Source organism: Streptomyces sp. NPDC034670 (assembly GCF_055574875.1).
On sequence record NZ_JBVITR010000002.1, the window covers coordinates 245,988 to 263,696 of the forward strand.

Consider the following 17,709-nt stretch of genomic DNA (forward strand, 5'->3'; position numbering starts at 1 on the left):
TCCCGGCCCCCGGGGGCTCACCCCCCCCCCGCCCCCCCGCCCCCCCCCCCCCCCCCCCCCCCCCCCCCCCCCCCCCCCCCCCCCCCCTTCTCGTGCGCGCGGTCCGTGTTCAGCTCAGCGGCGGCCCGGGCTCCGGGTCGGGCACCGGTTCGGGTCCCGGCGGGATCGGCGAGGGAGAGGGCTCGGGCGGACCCGGGTGCGGCGGAGCGGGGTTCGGGGGCGTGGGGCCCGGTGCCGGGCCGGGGCCCGGAGGGGGAACGGGCTGGGGGTGTACGGGGTCCGGGCCCGGGGTGGGCCCCGGAGTGGGGCCCGGCGGGACGGGGTCCGGGTACGGCTCGGTCATGGCGGCTGTCCTCCGGCCAGTCGGTCGACGTCGGCTCTGGACTACTCCCCCGCCTACCCGGGGGCCGCGTCCTCAGTCACCCGCCCGCACGACGGCGGGGGCCCGGGTGGCGCACCCGGCGGACGGGGCGGCGGGACCCCCGGCGCCGCGCCGCGGGGACCGTCACGGGTCCGCCCGCCGCGGCGGACGGCGCCACCGGTGGCCCGCTGCCGCCGCACCCGCCGCGAGCCCGGGCCGCGGGCCGGACAGCACCGGGACGCCGGCCGTGCCGAGCCGCTCGGCCGGCGCCGTGGAGGCCTGGGCGAGGACGATCACGTCGGCGCCGGTGACCTCGCCGGCCGCGTCCGCGACCCGGCGGACGCACCCTTCCCGGTCACCCGCCCGAAACGGGCCCGGGCACCCTCGACCGGCGCGGTGCGCACCCCGACGGCGCGGCCGGCGCGCCGCGCCCCCTCCTCGACGAGTCCGGCCGTGGGACGCAGGCTGCTCCCCGGGGCGGCGAGGACGACGATCCGCGGACCGGCGGCCACGGCCGCGCCCGCCATCGGCCGGTCGACGCGCAGCACGGGCACGCCCGCCCCGGCGGCCGTCGCCTCCGCGACTCCGCCGAGGGTCGAGCACGTGCACAGCACGGCCCGCGCCCCGCCCTCGACGGCCTCCCGCACCCTCGCCCGCACGTCGTCGGCGACCGCCGCGGGACCGGCGAGGCGGGCCCGGTGCAGCAGTTCCCCGGCGACGAGGTGCCGCCGTTCCAGTCCGGGGCGGGCCTCGTCGCGCAGCGCGTCGGAGACGGGCACGTGGACGGGTGAGGTGTGCAGGAGGACGAGCACGCGGGCGGTCGGTGCTCAGAAGCGCCCGGGGTGTGCCGCCAGCCATTCCTCCGCCGCCCGGACCAGCTCCGGAGCGGCCGCCGGGGCCCGGTCGGGGTGACGGCCGGCCCACCGGACGACGTACGGGCAGAGCGGGGCGACCGGGCTGTCCTCGCGTGCGGCGACGGCGTACAGCTCGCGCGCGAGGCGACCGGCGACGCCCTTGCCCTCGTGGGCGGGCCCGACGACGGTGTGCACCGGCACGAGCGCGCGCTCGGGGGCGTCGAGGACGAAGTACTCGATGCGGCCGACGACTTCGCCCGCCGTCACCGCCTCGAGCCGTCCCGCCGACCGGTCGTCGCGGATCTCGATGTCGTCCCTGCCGTCCACGGACACGTCGCGCTCCTGCCTCGGTGCTCGGTCCTCCCCGGTCAGGCCGTGACGGCCTGCGGGCTGCGCCGCTGGTCCGATCCCGGCACCGGCTCGGACGGGTCGGTCCCCAGGGCCATGACGCGGTTGTCGCGGTCCACGTGCACGACCCGGGGCTCCAGCGCCCGCGCCTCGGCGTCGGTGACCTGGGCGTAGCTGATGATGATCACCAGGTCGCCGGGGTGCACGAGGTGGGCCGCCGCCCCGTTGATCCCGACGACGCCGGAGCCCCGCTCGCCCTCGATGACGTACGTCTCCAGCCGGGCCCCGTTGGTGACGTCGACGATGTGCACGAGCTCGCCGGGCAGCAGGTCGGCGGCGTCGAGCAGATCCGCGTCGATGGTCACCGATCCCACGTAGTGCAGGTCGGCCTGGGTGACGGTGGCGCGATGGATCTTGGACTTGAACAGAGTACGCAGCACTTTGGACTCCTGGAAGACGGCTCCCTGCCTGCTTTGTGCAGGTCAAGGGCGGTCTTCACTGTACATCGGGACTCGTCGGACTCGAAGATTCCGAGGAACATCGACCCCACTCGGGCAAGAAGGCTCCTCGCCTGCACTTCCGCGGAAAATGAGGCTGTTGCACTATCGCCGACCAAGCACCCGTCTCGGAGTGTGCGAGGGCTCATGCTGACCAGATGCCGACTTACCTGACGATGTGCCAGGTAAGCACTTCGTCGAGCACGGAGCCGTCCTCCGCATCGACCTGGAAGTCGTTCAACACACCCGACAGCCGGGGCTTCGCCCGGTTCCAGAACACCAGGCGGTCGAGTGGACCTGCGACTGGCCGGATGCCCCGCCGGCGCCCGTGGAGTACACGATCCGGGCAGCCGTGTGATGCAAAGCGAACCGGGCCCCCGACTGTGACCGATCGATCGCGACCGCTACCACTCGGTGGGCAGCCGTGTTCCGACCGCTTGCCCAGACTGCTCCTCCAAGCCGCAAGGCAACGACAGGGAGAAGGCAGTGGAAGAATCCGAGCCGCAGACCGTCCCGCTGCACGTCTCGACTACGACCGGTGTACCCACAAGTGGCGAGAACAGGATGTTCGTCGAGGTGCAGCGTGCGGATACGAAAGCGACGGCACTGAGTGGAGTCCCCGGTGCACTGCTTGCGATCACGGCGGGGACGGCACCGTCCACACCGGTCAACTCGTCGCGCATGCTCAGCGCGGCTGTGCCACTGGTGGGCGCACCTCTCGGGGCAGCCCTGGTATCGGTACTGATGGCCCTGCGCCCATCTTCCCGAAGGCTCGCGGGCTCAGCCCGGAGAACGGGGCTGTCCAGGACGGCTCCGACGCTGTGGTCACACCAGCCACATCGAGATCATCTCGTCCATGTGAGCACTTCTTCAGAGAGCCACCAGAGCTCTCGCCGGCCGTTCTCCTGAGCTGCGACACTCTGCACGCGACGCATCCCGCGACGGACCAGCTGTCCTCCGCCGAACGTGCCTTCATGATCAACGCCACCGGGATCGACATCCTTCCCGGTGTCCGGGGTGACCTCGACGAGCCGCTGGTCTCAGGGCCCGCCTCGGCTCTCGTCCCGATCCTCCTTCCCCTTCATCGACAGAGGATGGAGCGAAGTGTGCCGGCTCGTGCTCTGGACAGCGCCGGACGGCACTCTCGGAGAGCAGCCCGGTCCCCCCGTCCCGAAGCAGGACCTTCCCGTTGTCCTGGCGGACGCCGAGGACGGGGAGTACCCGCGATCCGGCACGTGGCTGGGGTGCCTCACACTGACCCTCACCGAAGCGGGACAAAGAATCCCCCGCTGACAAGCAGTCTCCACGGCACCCCTCCGTTCTCTGAAGATCCTCAGCGACTGCCGCCTCAAAGACGAAGGCGTTCACCGCAACGTGCTCGACATCGCCCTCCTGCACAACCTCACCCTCGCCGGATGAGGCGCAGCGTCGCTGGTCAATCCGCATGCCGCAGATCATTTACGGGACAGCTCTTACCAGCTGACCTGACGATCGAGACAGTCGATCAGTCTCACCTCACTGCGACGCAATCGATCACGCCTGTCTGCAGGGAGGGAGGCCAGTGCGTCGACGAGGACACGCATTCGGGGAATGTGGACCATCGCGCCTGAGCAGATCCGGCACCTGGAGCACCAGGTCAAGCCGACGCACCGCTCGAACATCGAGGATCCAGGAGGATGGAGACGGAACTGGTGGGAGCGGACGGCTGTCCCACAAGCAGCACGGATTCGACGACCACCGTCTCTGACCGTGTCCCGGGTCGCGACCTCGACCCAGCGCTGCCGCCCGGCCGGTGCTCTTCAAGTCGTCATGCGTAGCGTTCTCCCCCACGGTCGTCTCGCGACATCGCCCCGCCCCGAAGCCCCACTCATGGCCGACCCTGCCGGGGCCAGAACTGGGGCCGTTTGAAGCTGGAACAAATGTCGCCCCAACCACAAGACGAGGCCGGCCCAAACGGGTGTGTCAATCTAACGGCCCTGTCTCGCATCCGGTGGTAACGGAGGGTGGCGCTGTCCGAGGAGGGTGCGGTGGCAGAGGGGGCCGTCGGAGCCTTCCCGTCGCCCGGAAACTCGTTCCGGCAGCTGAGTTCGGAGGTTCACGTGCCGGCACCGGCACTCCGTGCCTGATGGCATGCCCGGCGTTGATCCCGTACGCGATGTCTCGCAGAAGATTCCATACGTGCCGAAGCAGCATCCTCATCCGAGGGTCTCCAAGCAGTCTCGACTGCCGAACACGGCGCGGAAACGCCTTCTCGCAGTAAACCTACCAGTATGGATACCGGATACCCACCGGCATGGCAGTCAGTCGTCGCGACGGTGACAGCCAGCCCCGAGCCGCTGCCGCGAGGACTCCTTTCAGGAGGCCGGAGTCCTGCGGGCGAAAAGTCACGCGGTACGCGGGCCGGAGGAGAGCGTCGCGCATGTGCGCAAAGCATCGACGACACCGCGGGTGAGGTCCGGACCGTCCGACCGTGACCGCTGCCGGACGTCGGGAATTCCCGACGAACTGGGCTTCGCCACCAGCCAGGGGCGAGCCGGCCCGCGGCACCGTCCACCGCAGCGTCACGGACCGCCTCTCCGCCACCTGTTCGAACGAATCGGCCTCGGCCACGCGGCCGCGGCACCCGGGTCCCGGCGGCTCACGTCCCTGGACCGGGCCGCGGCCGAGCTCCTCCGCTCCCTCTTCACAGCCCCGCAACAGGGCTGTGGCACCACGGCGGGAAGGCTCCGGCCGTCGGATGCCAAAGACCCGTCGCGTTCCGGCACTACACCACCGCAAGTACGGCGGCCAACTCCTCCAAGCCACTGGACCGACACGTGAACGAGTCGCTCCTGCGCGGCGGATCCCCTACCGGTCGCTGCACATAAGCAGTTCGCATGCCCACGGCTTGGGCCCCGCGAAGGTCCCAGGCGTGCGCGGCAACCATGAGCACGCGCTCCGGCGGAGAACCTGCCGCGTCGAGCGCGAGCCGGTAGACCTCCGGCGCAGGCTTGTACGCCCGGACGTCCTCGGCGGACAGGGTCTGGTGCCAGCGCAGTCCCGTGTGAGCGTTGAGCCGAAGCAGAGAGGCACGGCTGGCATTGCTGAGGGCCAGTACCGGAAAGCGCTCGGACAACCGTGCGAGGCCGGCGAGGGAGTCACCCCAGGGCTTCATGCGCTGTCCCGCGGTGGCCAGCCGATCGAGGGCGGCTGCGTCGGTCAGGCCGACGCAGCCGGCCACACGCTCGGCCGCCTCCCGGTCGATGACCTGCGAGTTGACGTAGGGCCGCACATTCCCCGCGATGCGACGCTGCTCGCGCTCGACATGCTCTTGCCACACGTCGAGCAGCCGGTCGACAAACGCTTCCTCTGCCGCAGGAACCGCCTCCCGCATGGCCGCTCGCAGCCCGCCGGGTTCATCGACCATCGTGCCGAGGACGTCGAAAACGACGGCCTCGATGCGGTGAACCTCGGTCATTCGGCCTCCTCGTCACGCGCTCCGGCGTAACACGGTGGACCGAACCGACCGACCAGGCCCGCCATTGCCCCATCGGCGGCATGTCGTGACGAACGGGCGACACGGGCGACAACGACGTCGCAATGGTAGTTCACTTCGCCGGCGAGACGGAACTCCTCGGCGTTCACGAGGCGTCCTCGGGTGTTCACACCCGCGGAGCCACTGTTGTAACCATACCGCTGGGTGTAACATTGAGGTGTGGCTGTCAACAGCGAGACCGTAGATCGAAGCAGCCGACGACCCGGCGTGCAACACCTCACGCCGGCCGGCGTGAAAATCCTCCAGACAGCCTCGCGGCTCTTCTACGAGCAGGGCATCCGCGCCGTCGGTGTCGAGGCGATCGCGGCAGAAGCAGGCGTCACCAAGAAGACCCTCTACGACCGCTTCGGTTCGAAGAACGACCTCATCGTCGCCTATCTGCGCGCTCGTGACGGCTTGTGGCGTTCCACGCTGGTGAAGTACGTCAACGGCCATGACGGTCCCCCGGCGGAGAAGATCCTGGCCACGTTCGACGCCCTGCGCGAGTGGATGCGCGAGCGGAGCCTGCGGGGCTGCGCCTTCATCAACGCGTCCGTGGAACTCCCCGAAGGCCACCCTGGCCGGGCGGTCGCCCGCGACCAGAAGGCCTGGCTGCTCTCCTACCTGGAAGGGCTGGCCGCGGAAGCCGGCTCCGATGACCCCGCGGGACTGGCCGCCCAGATCCTGATCCTGCACGAGGGGGCCTGCGTCGCCGATTCCATGCGGTCGCTTGACCAGGCCGTCGATCGTGCTGAACACATGGCCGAAGTCCTCATCGAAAGGTCGCTTTCCCAGTGACCGCTCCGGTCCCCGGCCCCGTGAAACACCGGGGATGATCCCGGGCTCGTGTCCGTTGTCGGGCCTCCGGCCACCGGTGAGGTTCTACGCGACGAGAGAAGGAGCCGCGAGGGAGTTCGGCGTGGGCACCGGGTCGGCCGCACGGCCGTTCGCCATCGCGCGCCCGGGGTCGCCGTTCGACTGCCTCGACAGATCGGCCGCATACGCCCGCAACAGGTCGTGCATGCGATAGTGACGCTCACCATGACGCTGAACCAGGTGCGCGGCGGCCAGGTTGCACAGCGACAGTGAGGCTTCCTCCGGAGGGACACCCGCGATCGACGCCGTGCTGACCACATCGATCAGACGCCCCGGGAGCAGGCCGAGCCCCCGGAAGACACGAGCGCTCTGCTCGTCGAGCGCCTTGTACGAGGTCTCGAACACGTCGCGGAGCACCACGCCCCCTTCTGCGAGGTTCAGCCTGGCCTGTCGGGGTTTGAGTTCGGTGGCAAGGACCTCGGCACTGTGGTGCTGTCGGCTCACGATCCTCTCGGCGGCCAGGACCAAAGCCAGGGGAAGACGCCCGCATCGCTCCGCCAATACGGCCACCGCGCCTGGGTCGGCGTCGGCCCGCACCTGGCCTATGACCGCGCCGATCAGCTTGGCGGCTTCCGGTTGGCACAGCTCGGGCAGAGGCAGCGAGACGGCGTCCACCAAGGGCATCAGCCCCGGTAATCGCGACCGGCTGGTCACCACGACGGCGCATCCCGGAGATCCCGGTAACAGGGGGCGGATCTGCTGGGCGTCCGCGGCATTGTCCAGCACCAGGAGCATTTTCCGGCTGTGCAGGTATGACCGGAAGGTGGCAGCCCTTTGTTCCAGCTCGGCTGGAATGCACTCAGAAGACACGCCCACGGCGCGCAGCAGATCTTCCAGCACGTCGAAGGGAGCGGCCGCGGTGTCCGGCTCGGGCCCCTGAAGGCTGACGAACAGCTGCCCGTCGGGGAAGTGGCCGTCGTTGACGGCTCGGTGTGCCCATTGCACCGCGAGTGCGGTCTTTCCCACACCGGGCGGGCCGTTGATCACCGCCACGGGTACCGCAAGTGTTTGCTCGTGGCTTCGAAGGAGCCCGTCCAGTCGACGCAGGTCATCGTGGCGCCCTACGAAATGCCTTTTTGCCGTGGGAAGTTGGGCAGGCCGGATCCAGCCTTGCTGCTGCCGGGTGGCCACCTCCAGAGCGGAGGCGATGGCGGTGAAGGTGTTTCCGATGTCGAGTGCCCGGTCGCAGGCCTTCGCGAAGCTCACCGAAGGTGACCGCTTGCCGGTCTCGACCTTGCTGATGTGCCCCGGGTTGAAATGCACCCGGGCGGCGAACTGCGTGAGCGAAAGCCCTCGCTTCGTCCGGTGAGCCCGCAGCAACTGTCCGTATGACGCCGGCACTCCGTCGAGAGAGCCGATTCTTTCCTGGGTACGCCGAGTTGACGATGATCCCTGTACTGGTTCTCGTACCACTGTCTAGCCCCCAGAATTGTACAGTTGTCCTGAAGTAGCCGGTTCGAGCCGGGGTTGCCGCGACTGCCGCGCCTGCTTCCTGGTCCGGTCGGTGGGCCTGGTGATCCGGATCGCACGCTTCGGGCCGTCCTGGCGGTTGCGAGTGGGCTCCGTGGAAGCCGGCAGCGCTCACCGGTGAGAGAGCCCGGGCAGGAAGGTCGCGCCCCGCACCGGCGAGATGGCCGCGGAGGTCTTCGATGAGGCGCCGGTCAGTCGCCGGGCGTCGCCAGCAACTCGTCATGGGTCGGGAACCGGGAGGCGATGCCGTCCGGCAGGACACGGACGGCACTGCGGTCGGCCCGCTGGAAGAAACGGATCACCGTGCAGTTCGGGTGAGCGCCCGCGTCGAACCAGTGGGGCGTGCGTCCGGGTACGGACAGCAGGTCCCCTGCCGTGCACAGCAACGCGTACACCTGTCCCGCGACATGGAGGGAGAAGCAGCCCGTGCCCGCCACAAGAAAGCGCACCAGATCGTCGTCGTGGACGTGTTCTTGCATGAACGCCTCACGCGCTGGACATCTCTGCGGGCTTGGATCGGCCGGCGGGGGAACCCTGCGGACGATGTCGACGATCCGGTAGCCGCCCTCGGCGCCCAGGTGGTCGATGTGGCTCTCGTACGCCTTCATGACCGTGGTGTCGTCGGCGTCGGCCGGAAGCCGGCGGGCGGCGTGCCACCGGACGAGGCGCACACCGATCCTGAGCAACTCCCCTTGGATGACGTCCAGGTCGTCGGTCCGCACCCGCACCGTCTCCGGGGCGTTCTCCGGCATGATCTGTAGCAGTGTCACCAGGTGTTCACCCTGACCTCAGCGGGTTCGTCGGCGACCGCGCCGACCTGGGGCAGGTGGCTGAGCCGTTCGATACGCTCCAGCTCGCCGAGCGCTTCGTCGGCGTCACGACCCCAGGCGACGAGGCCGTTCTGCCGGACGAGCAGAACCGAAGAGGTGCCGAGGGCCGGGGCGTCGAGAGCGGCCACCACGTCTTCGGCGACGCGTGACGCATCAAGCCGGTCCGCGACGACCGGCGGTACGGGCGGGCAGTCATCCGACAAGTCGACTGCCTGCGCCGCTTCCGGTTCCCTGAGGAGCGCCTGGCCGCTGCCGTCGGCCACGGTGGTGAGTGCCTCGGCGCACGGTGCTTGCGCACAGATCACCGCTCCGCAGTCGGGCAATCGCCGGTAGAGGGCGAGGTGTAGCGCGGTTTCGTCCGGGGGCCACTCGGTCTCCCCGAGCAACGGCAGCCCGTCGAAGGGATCCACCATCACGGTGTCCTGGTGGGTCATCACCTTTTTGTCCAGGTCACCGGCGGTGATCAGAATCGCTTCACCTGATCGGATCGAGATGCTGCCGGATATTCCCGGCAGCCAGCCATGTCGGTACACGGACCGGCCGATCGCCGAGAGGTGCTGACGTTGCGGCTCGACGTCATCGCGGATGTATACGGGTTTCACGGATTCTCTTCTCCCGTACGGGCCGGTGGGCTGCGTCCTCATACACCGGTAGCCGTGCCGTTGACGTCCCAGCGGATCGACAGCACAGGTTCTGGTGGCAACCAGGGCTTCACCAGCCGCTACGCCGGACAGACGGAGCAACACGTGCGCATCTCCTTCGTGGGGGGGGAGACGGTGACGTATACCAACCGGTATAGCTACATGCTAGGGAGTCGGTTTCCGCAGTGTCAACGGGGAACCTCCGAGGCGGCCGGAAAGCTCTTTTCCGATGCAGCCCGGTCGCACGTCTGGTATGCAGCGGACCCGTCGGCGGACGGAGAACGCCCGCTTCATGGCGATATGCCGATCCTTGCGGCCGGGTCGCGCGGGTCCGGTTTCCGCGTGCTGCTGCCAGGCTGCCGTAGTCACCGGTGGCGCCACGGCGGGCGAGGGCGAGCACGGCCTGGAGGCGCTTCTTCCCACCGGCACGTCTGCGGCCGTGGAAGTCCCGCGAGTTCGGGTCGTAGCGGACGCCGACCGACGCAGAGGCCCAGAAGACGCGCTGAAGTTCTCGGTGAGGGACGAGCGGCCGGGGAGCCGGAAGAGCCGCGAGACGGCAGCACTCCGACAGTCACACCCGGCGCCCCCCGGGCGACCCGACCCCACGATCGACCCCACCGAGAAGGCAGAGCCGTCCGAGCCGACGACGGGAAAGAGCGCACGGCGACCGGCCGGTGCGCCGGCGAACGCCGGACCGACGCATGCGGCGAGGTGCTCCGGGGTTCGCTGTTGCCAGCGTTGCCTGACGACAGGCAACAGGGCACCCCTTGTACGGCGTTGCCGGCCATGGCGATAGTGGAATCGCTGCTACCGCAAAACGCCTTCCCCGTGAAAGGCGCAATGCGATCGCAGTTGATCCCTTCGGCACAGAACGGTTCCGTGCGCCCGCCTGCCCTGCGTCGAATCGGGCGGTCCGGAGACCTTCACAGAAGCAGTGCTGTCGCCACCTCTAAGGAGACCGAGATGGGTACACGTGTCGACCATTCCGAATTGGTTGTGTCGCCCGGCGAGTTCTTCCAGATAAGCGAACTGGAACGGATCAGGTCATCCATCGGGCTCCGGCTTTCGGACCATTCCTACCTCCCGAAGGCAAAGGACCCGCGGGCCGACTGGGTGGCGAGCGTTGCCGTTCCCGCGTTCAAGACGCTGGCACACATGGGCGTACTCGCCCCGCGGTTCTGCACGATCGGGACGGGAGCGGGACTCGACGCCCTGGCAGCCGTGGAAATTCTGCAAGCACGTACCGTCGGTTTCACCGACCTCCATCAGGACGTTCTCACGTATGCGCGGGAAAACATTCGCAGCAACCTCCTGATCGAGGACGTAGAACTGATCGGAGGCGCGGGCGACCTCCTCGCCCCACTGGCCGACAAGCTGTCGCAGATCGACGTGATCTACGAGAACCTCCCCAACATTCCGATGGCGGGTGACGAGGACCTGGCCGACGGACAGACGAGTTCGACCTTCATCACCGAGCGCAGCGAGGAGGTTCCCGGAGCCGCGGAAAAGAACCTCTTGACGCTCCACTACCTGGCTCTCCAGCAGGCGCATCCCCTCCTTCGGGTCGGCGGGCGGGTACTGTCGTCGATCGGTGCGCGCATTCCGTTGTCTGAGATCCTGGCCCTCTCCGGAGCCGCCGGCTACAACGGCAACATCCTGACCTACACCTGGAAGGTCCAGTCGGAGCCGGCCGAAGTGGTCGGCGGATACGCCCAATGGGAGAGGGAAGGACTGGGACCGTTCCACTTCTACCCGGTGAACGTTCTGCGCGACGCCTTCGAGGGCCTGCCCCCCGCGGCCGCCGGGGCGCAGGCCCTGAAACTGGAGGAGGAGCTGGCGCCGTTCGAGATATCGGCACTGGACGCCCTGGCTCTGGTGGGGAAGGGCGAAAGGGTCGGTCACACGGTCGTCATCCTCGACTCGGTGAAGATTCCTGACTCTGCCCTCTGACCGGACTCCGCTGCCTCTTCGGTGCGTTGACAGTCGGCAGCGGACGGCAAGGCACCGGGCGAGTGCCGGCCCGGTGTCCGCGGCACACCCGCCGATCCGGCTCTCCATCACCGTTTCCACTCTCGTAAGGAGTCGGCATGAATGTCCAGTCGTTCATCGGCAGGACGCCCCTCGTCGAACTGAAGACCTTCGACGTTCCGGCCGGTGTTCGGATATTCGCCAAGGCCGAGTTCATGAATCCGGGGGGCAGCATCAAGGACCGGATCGTCCGCTACATCCTCGATGACGCCGAGCACCGCGATCTGCTCCGGCCCGGCACGACCGTGGTGGAGAACACCTCCGGAAACACTGGTGCGGCAATCGCGATGATGGCGGCGACACGCGGCTACCGCGCGATCCTGACCATGCCGGACAAGGTGAGCAAGGAGAAGCAGGACGCCTTGCGCGCCATGGGCGCCGAGGTGATCGTCTGCCCGACCTCGGCCCCGCCGGACTCGGCCAAGCACTATGTGACGCGCGCAAGGCGCATCCACGCGGAGACGCCTGGTTCGTTCATGCTCAACCAGTACGACAACCCGCTCAACGCGGAGGCTCATTTCCGATCGACGGGCCCTGAGATCTGGGAGGCGCTCGGTCACTCGGTGACGGCGTTCGTCGCATCGGGGAGCACCGGGGGCACGATCTCCGGAACTTCCCGGTTCCTGAAGTCGAAGAATCCGTCCGTAACGTCCATCCTGCTCGATCCGGTGGGTTCCATATACCACCGCTACTTCCACGAAGGCGTCGTGGACCCTTCACAGATCGCACCGTACTTCGTCGAGGGCGCAGGTGAGGATCACCTGGCGAAGTGCATGGACTTCTCGGTCGTCGACGATGTGGCTCAGTTCACCGACGCCGACGCTTTCGCCACCTGTCAGCACCTGGCCAGACGCGAGGGTCTCGTCTGCGGTGGCACCTCGGGCGCCAATGTGTGGGGCGCCGTGCAGGTGGCCCGGTCGCTGACGGGACCGGCCACGGTCGTCACCGTCCTGCCGGACAGCGGAAGCAAATACATCTCCAAGATCTACAACCGGGACTGGCTGATGCAGAACGGTTTTGCCGCTGGGCGGAACACCGCGCTGGAAGCGACTGCGTGATGGGAAGTACGCAAAAGAACGTGGCAGCGGCACTGACGGCCGCTCTCCTCTGGGCCTTCGCCTTCCCCGCCCCGGCCGCCGTCAAGCCGGCGAGTGAACTGCTCCTGGTCACAGGCCGGTACTCCTTGTTCGGCCTGTGCGGCCTGTACGTCCTGCTCCGAGGCCGGAGCCTGCTCAGGCTGATGCCGATGCGCAGGATCCTCTTCGGCCTGTACATAGGCTTTGTGGGGTACTTCGTCTTCTACATCTGCGTCTCGTACTCCGCCACCATGGGCAGTGGTTTCATCACCGCGGTCATCGTGGGATCCTCACCGATCACCATCGCGGTGGCCGGCAACGTCGCGGAAAAACGCATGTCGTGGAGCGAGTTGGTCGCGCCGGTCCTCCTGATTCTCTCCGGCCTCACTCTTCTGAGCGCCGCGGACTTCATCCACGAAAAGCCCTCGGACCACGCTCACGACTCACTTTTCGGGATCCTGCTGGCCCTCATGGCCATGCTCACCTGGTCCTACTTCGTCGTCCGCAACGCCCAGTCACAGCGCACCTGGGAGACGAAGCCGGACCCCAAGATCTGGGCAGCGCTGGTGGCCATGGGGGCAGGCGGCGCCTCCATGGTCCTGCTGCCCTTCGCCGTCGCCACCACGCCCGAGGAGACCTTCGCCCCGTACCCCCTGTTCAAGATCATCGCCTGGTGCGTCTTCCTCGGGGTCATCGGTTCCTGGTGGGGCACATACATCTGGGTGAAGGCGGCGCAGGGCATTCCGGTGCCCTTGGTCGGGCCGTTGCTCGCCACCGAGACGATCTTCGGCGCGCTCATGAGTCTCCCGGCGGAAAAACGGATGCCCACCTGGACGGAGGTCGGCGGCGCCGTGTTCGTTCTTGCCGGAATCGCTGTCTACATGGTGTTCGACGTGAAGAACTCCCGATCGCGAGGAGACGGCACCGGCACCGAGCGGAAATCGGGCGCGCCGGACGTGCCCGCAGTGACATAGCAGAGCGAGAGAAGAACCCTCGCGATCGTCGATCCGGACCGACAGGGAGGAAATCCCATGAGCAGCTCCTTCACGAACGTCAAGCAGTCCCACGTCTTCTTCGACGATTCTCCGGGGCTGAAGAACTACTACGAGGACTGGGCGTCGCGGTACGACGTGGACCTGGCGGACCAGAAATGGGTGGCACCCCGGATCGCGGCCAACCTCGTGCACCTGCTCGCCTCCGCCTACGCGACGCCGGACACGACCGTGTTCGACGCCGGCTGCGGCACCGGCCTCGTCGGCAGTGTCCTGCGCACCCTGGGCGACTACGTGATCGACGGCGTCGATCTCTCGGAGAACATGGCCGCCGAAGCCCTCAAGACCCGGGCGTACCGGAAGGTCCACGGCGGCGTGGACCTCTCGGTGCCCCGGCGCGACGACCGTCTGGACCAGTACGGCATCGTGGTCAGCAGCGGTGTGTTCACGCTCGGTCATGTGCGCCCCACGGCGCTGCTCACCCTGATCGAGTACGCCTTGCCCGGCGGTCTGATCGCGGTTTCCACCCGCGGCAGCTACGCGACCGAGACGAGCTTCGAGGACTTCGCCCGGTCCGAGGAGGTCGCTTCCCTGGCCCTCCTGGAGTTCAAGCTGGGCGACGCCCGCTACATCGCCGAAGAGAGCGCCGACTACTGGGTCTTCCGCAAGACCGGCCCGGCGCGGTGACAAGGGCCTCGCGCCGCTGATCCGGCTCGGCCCCTCTCCCCCGACTTCACGACAGAAGTGCGCGCAGTCACCAGCGGCGCCGGGGCCACGTGCCTCCGGCCCCGGCGGCCCGGGCCGCGCGCATGTCGACCGGTACACCCACCACGTCTGCCCTGGAGTGTCATGTCGCGCAGCCTGTTCACCTCGGAGTCCGTGACCGAGGGCCATCCCGACAAGATCGCCGACCAGATCAGCGACACCGTCCTCGACGCACTGCTGCGTGCCGACCCCGCGTCGCGCGTGGCGGTCGAAACCCTGATCACCACCGGTCAGGTGCACATCGCGGGCGAGGTGACGACCTCCGCCTACGTCGACATCGCCACCCTGGTCCGCAAGAAGATCCTCGACATAGGCTACGACTCCTCGGCCAAGGGTTTCGACGGTGCCTCCTGCGGGGTGTCGGTGTCGATCGGCGCACAGTCCCCCGACATCGCCCAGGGCGTCGACACGGCGTACGAGAGCAGGCTGGACGGCTCGGCCACGGGTGGCGCGACCGACGGGCTCGACCAGCAGGGCGCTGGCGACCAGGGTCTGATGTTCGGCTACGCGACCACCGAGACTCCCTCCCTGATGCCGTTGCCGATCGAACTGGCCCACCGGCTCTCGCGCCGGCTGACCGAAGTCCGCAAAGACGGCACCATCCCCTACCTGCGCCCCGACGGCAAGACCCAGGTCACCATCGAGTACCTGGGCAGTCGGCCCGTGCGCCTGGACACGGTCGTCGTCTCCTCCCAGCACGCGAGCGACATCGACCTGGACAGCTTGCTCACCCCCGACATCCGCGCCGAGGTCGTCGAGCACACTCTCGCCCGGCTCGCCGACGACGGCATCAAGCTGGACACCGAGGACTACCGCCTGCTGGTCAACCCCACCGGCCGCTTCGAGATCGGCGGCCCGATGGGCGACGCGGGGCTGACCGGCCGGAAGATCATCATCGACACCTACGGCGGTTACGCCCGCCACGGCGGCGGCGCGTTCTCGGGCAAGGACCCCTCCAAGGTGGACCGTTCTGCGGCGTACGCGATGCGCTGGGTGGCCAAGAACGTCGTCGCGGCCGGCCTGGCCACACGGTGCGAGCTCCAGGTGGCGTACGCCATCGGCAAGGCCGAGCCCGTGGGCCTGTTCGTCGAGACCTTCGGCACCAACACGGTCGCCGTCGAGAGGATCGAGAACGCCGTCTCCGAGGTCTTCGACCTCCGCCCGGCCGCCGTCATCCGCGACCTCGACCTGCTGCGCCCGGTCTACGCCCAGACCGCCGCCTACGGCCACTTCGGCCGCGAACTGCCGGACTTCACCTGGGAGCGCACCGACCGCGCGGACGCCCTGCGCAAGGCAGCGGCGTCGGGCTGACAGTGCGGCGCCGGGGCACGGACCGGCACGACAGACGGCGGTGCGCGGGCTGCCCCCGGACCGCGCACCGCTTTCCCGTCGGCCTCGCCGCCCCGGCCCTTCCCCCATCCACCCCGCCTCAGGACCAAGGAGCGCTGTCCATGCGTATCGCCGTGAGCGGATCGATCGCGACCGACCACCTGATGGTGTTTCCCGGACGCTTCGCCGAACAGCTGATCAAGGAGCAACTGGAGCGGGTCTCCCTCTCCTTCCTCGCCGACCGGCTCCAGGTGCGCAGAGGAGGCGTCGGCGCCAACATCGCCTTCGGTCTCGGCCTGCTCGGTCTCGATCCGATCCTGGTCGGCGCGGCGGGAGTCGACTTCGCCGAGTACGGCTCCTGGCTGCGGGCGAACGGCGTCGACACGTCCGAGGTCCGGGTCAGCGAGCGTCTGCACACCGCCCGCTTCGTGTGCACCACCGACAAGGACCTGAACCAGATCGCCACCTTCTACGCCGGCGCCATGGCCGAGGCCCCCAGGATCGACCTGGCCGCGATCACCGAACGTACCGGCACGCCTGCGCTCGTCCTGGTCGGCGCCGACGATCCCGCTGCCATGCTGCGGCACACCGCCACGGCCCACCGGCTCGGCATCCCCGTCGCTGCCGACCCCTCCCAACAGCTCGCCCGCCTGGAACGCGACCAGGTACGCCAACTCGTCGACGGGGCGAGGTGGTTGTTTACCAACGAGTACGAGGCGGCCCTGCTTCTGGAACGCACCGGATGGACGGAGGACCGCCTGCTGGGGCGGATCGGCACCTGGATCACCACACTGGGCGAGGCCGGAGTGGCGCTGACCAGGTCGGGTGCCCCCGCACTGCGGATCCCCGCCGTACCCACGGAGAAGATCTCCGATCCCACGGGCGCGGGAGACGCCTTCCGGTCCGGGTTCCTCGCGGGTACGGCGTGGAACTGGACGCAGGAGCAGGCGGCCCGACTCGGCTGCGCCCTGGCCACCACCGTGCTGGAGTCCGTCGGCACCCAGGAGTACGAGCTCAGCCCGCCGGACCTGATCACCCGCGTCGAGCAGACGTACGGCAACGACCCGGCCCGTGCTCTGAAGCCGCGGCTCGCTCAGGTGTCATGACCTTCAGGGGGTGGTGCGGGCAGGCCGGGAGGCACGCGTCGACGGACAGTTCTCCGACGTTCTCGTTCGAGTTCTTCCCGCCCAGGACCGCTCAAGGCGAACAAACGCTGTGGTGGGCCATCCGCCGGATCGAGGCGCTCGCTCCCGACTTCGTCTCCGTCACCTACGGGGCCGGGGGTTCGTCGCGTGACCGCACCGTCGCCGTCACCCGGCGCATCGCCGCCGAGACGACCCTGCGCCCGGTCGCCCACCTCACCGCCGTCGGCCACTCGGTCGCCGAGCTGCGTCACATCATCGGCACCTACGCGGATGCCGGCATCCGCGACGTCCTCGTCCTGCGCGGCGACCCCCCGGGCGATCCCAAGGGCTCCTGGGTGCCGCACCCCGACGGTTTCACCCACGCCTACCAGCTGGTGGAACTGGTGCGCTCGCTGGGCGACTTCAGGATCGGGGTGGCCGCCTTCCCGGAGAAGCACCCGCGCTCGCCCGACTGGGAGTCGGACATCCGGCACTTCGTGGCCAAGTGCCGGGCGGGCGCCGACTACGCGATCACGCAGATGTTCTTCGACGTGGAGGACTACCTGCGGCTGCGGGACCGGGTGACGGCGGCCGGCTGCGACATCCCGATCATCCCGGAGATCATGCCGGCCACCGACGTGCGGCAGATCCGCCGCTTCGCCGAACTCAGCGACGCGGCCTTCCCCGAGGACCTGGCCCACCGCCTGGAGGCCGCCCGTCACGATCCGGCAGCGGGCCACCGCATCGGCGTCGACCACGCCACCCGCATGGCCGAGCGCCTGCTCGCCGAGGGCGCCCCCGGCCTGCACTACATCACCCTCAACAAGTCCACCGCGGCCCTCGACATCCATCGCAACGTGCTGTCGACGCAGATCACAAGGAGCGTCCGTGCCCGCTGAGTCCACCGATTTCAAGGTCGCCGACCTGTCCCTGGCCGAGTTCGGCCGCAAGGAGATCACCCTCGCCGAGCACGAGATGCCCGGCCTGATGGCGATCCGCCAGGA

The 17,709-nt window shown here is 68.7% G+C and carries 15 protein-coding genes and 4 pseudogenes; 10 read left to right on the forward strand and 9 right to left on the reverse strand.

The annotated features are described in order from the left end of the window. Window positions 1–505 precede the first annotated feature (505 nt). The 3 genes and pseudogenes from ACZ56B_RS02605 to panD form a co-directional block, all read right to left on the reverse strand. Window positions 506–1,173 (reverse strand): annotated as a pseudogene (locus ACZ56B_RS02605) (aspartate/glutamate racemase family protein). 15 nt (window positions 1,174–1,188) lie between these two features. Continuing rightward, window positions 1,189–1,548 (reverse strand): GNAT family N-acetyltransferase, encoded by a 360-nt coding sequence (locus ACZ56B_RS02610; RefSeq protein WP_468785443.1) that lies wholly within the window; start codon window positions 1,546–1,548, stop codon window positions 1,189–1,191. A gap of 35 nt (window positions 1,549–1,583) precedes the next feature. After that, the gene (gene panD / locus ACZ56B_RS02615; RefSeq protein WP_468785445.1) at window positions 1,584–2,003 is read right to left on the reverse strand and encodes an aspartate 1-decarboxylase; all 420 of its coding nucleotides are present in this window, start codon (window positions 2,001–2,003) and stop codon (window positions 1,584–1,586) included. 621 nt (window positions 2,004–2,624) lie between these two features. Between panD and ACZ56B_RS02620 the strand changes: the two are divergent. Then, a pseudogene (locus tag ACZ56B_RS02620) lies at window positions 2,625–2,783 on the forward strand (hypothetical protein); the annotation flags it as partial. Window positions 2,784–2,817: 34 nt separating this feature from the next. Here ACZ56B_RS02620 and ACZ56B_RS02625 read toward each other — a convergent pair. Both ACZ56B_RS02625 and ACZ56B_RS02630 read right to left on the reverse strand, forming a co-directional pair. Beyond that, window positions 2,818–2,898, reverse strand: a pseudogene (locus ACZ56B_RS02625) (IS5/IS1182 family transposase); the annotation flags it as partial. 1,926 nt (window positions 2,899–4,824) lie between these two features. Next, on the reverse strand, window positions 4,825–5,517 hold the full coding sequence (locus tag ACZ56B_RS02630) for a haloacid dehalogenase type II (protein WP_468785447.1): 693 nt from the start codon (window positions 5,515–5,517) through the stop codon (window positions 4,825–4,827). A gap of 237 nt (window positions 5,518–5,754) precedes the next feature. Between ACZ56B_RS02630 and ACZ56B_RS02635 the strand changes: the two genes are divergently transcribed. Then, complete coding sequence (locus tag ACZ56B_RS02635; protein ID WP_468785449.1) at window positions 5,755–6,372, forward strand: TetR/AcrR family transcriptional regulator; 618 nt, start codon at window positions 5,755–5,757, stop codon at window positions 6,370–6,372. A gap of 84 nt (window positions 6,373–6,456) precedes the next feature. Here ACZ56B_RS02635 and ACZ56B_RS02640 read toward each other — a convergent pair whose 3' ends face one another. The 4 genes and pseudogenes from ACZ56B_RS02640 to ACZ56B_RS02655 form a co-directional block, all read right to left on the reverse strand. Further along, a complete protein-coding gene (locus ACZ56B_RS02640) occupies window positions 6,457–7,791 on the reverse strand; it encodes a helix-turn-helix domain-containing protein (RefSeq protein WP_468785451.1) in 1,335 nt (444 codons plus the stop codon). Between the two features lie 320 nt (window positions 7,792–8,111). Then, window positions 8,112–8,690 (reverse strand): cupin, encoded by a 579-nt coding sequence (locus tag ACZ56B_RS02645; RefSeq protein WP_468785453.1) that lies wholly within the window; start codon window positions 8,688–8,690, stop codon window positions 8,112–8,114. Beyond that, window positions 8,687–9,352: a class II aldolase/adducin family protein gene (locus ACZ56B_RS02650; RefSeq protein WP_468785455.1), complete on the reverse strand. Its 666-nt coding sequence runs from the start codon at window positions 9,350–9,352 to the stop codon at window positions 8,687–8,689. The genes ACZ56B_RS02645 and ACZ56B_RS02650 overlap by 4 nt, the downstream gene beginning before the upstream one ends. Window positions 9,353–9,770: 418 nt before the next feature. Further along, window positions 9,771–9,923: pseudogene (locus ACZ56B_RS02655) on the reverse strand (IS110 family transposase); the annotation flags it as partial. A gap of 431 nt (window positions 9,924–10,354) precedes the next feature. Here ACZ56B_RS02655 and ACZ56B_RS02660 point away from each other — a divergent pair. The 8 genes from ACZ56B_RS02660 to ACZ56B_RS02695 all read left to right on the forward strand — a co-directional run. Next, window positions 10,355–11,341 (forward strand): class I SAM-dependent methyltransferase, encoded by a 987-nt coding sequence (locus tag ACZ56B_RS02660; RefSeq protein ID WP_468785457.1) that lies wholly within the window; start codon window positions 10,355–10,357, stop codon window positions 11,339–11,341. Window positions 11,342–11,478: 137 nt separating this feature from the next. Continuing rightward, window positions 11,479–12,477: a PLP-dependent cysteine synthase family protein gene (locus ACZ56B_RS02665; RefSeq protein ID WP_468785459.1), complete on the forward strand. Its 999-nt coding sequence runs from the start codon at window positions 11,479–11,481 to the stop codon at window positions 12,475–12,477. Window positions 12,478–12,497: 20 nt separating this feature from the next. Next, window positions 12,498–13,469: a DMT family transporter gene (locus ACZ56B_RS02670; protein WP_468785461.1), complete on the forward strand. Its 972-nt coding sequence runs from the start codon at window positions 12,498–12,500 to the stop codon at window positions 13,467–13,469. A gap of 57 nt (window positions 13,470–13,526) precedes the next feature. After that, window positions 13,527–14,174, forward strand: coding sequence for a class I SAM-dependent DNA methyltransferase (locus tag ACZ56B_RS02675; RefSeq protein ID WP_468785463.1), 648 nt, complete (start codon window positions 13,527–13,529; stop codon window positions 14,172–14,174). Between the two features lie 162 nt (window positions 14,175–14,336). Continuing rightward, window positions 14,337–15,563: a methionine adenosyltransferase gene (gene metK / locus ACZ56B_RS02680; RefSeq protein WP_468785465.1), complete on the forward strand. Its 1,227-nt coding sequence runs from the start codon at window positions 14,337–14,339 to the stop codon at window positions 15,561–15,563. Window positions 15,564–15,703: 140 nt separating this feature from the next. Further along, complete coding sequence (locus ACZ56B_RS02685; protein WP_468785467.1) at window positions 15,704–16,687, forward strand: carbohydrate kinase family protein; 984 nt, start codon at window positions 15,704–15,706, stop codon at window positions 16,685–16,687. Next, window positions 16,684–17,604, forward strand: a complete 921-nt coding sequence (gene metF / locus ACZ56B_RS02690; RefSeq protein WP_468785469.1) for a methylenetetrahydrofolate reductase [NAD(P)H] — start codon at window positions 16,684–16,686, stop codon at window positions 17,602–17,604. Before ACZ56B_RS02685 ends, metF begins: the two co-directional genes overlap by 4 nt. Continuing rightward, window positions 17,594–17,709, forward strand: a 116-nt coding sequence (locus ACZ56B_RS02695; RefSeq protein WP_468785483.1) for an adenosylhomocysteinase, incomplete at its 3' end; no start/stop codon positions are given. The genes metF and ACZ56B_RS02695, both read left to right, overlap by 11 nt.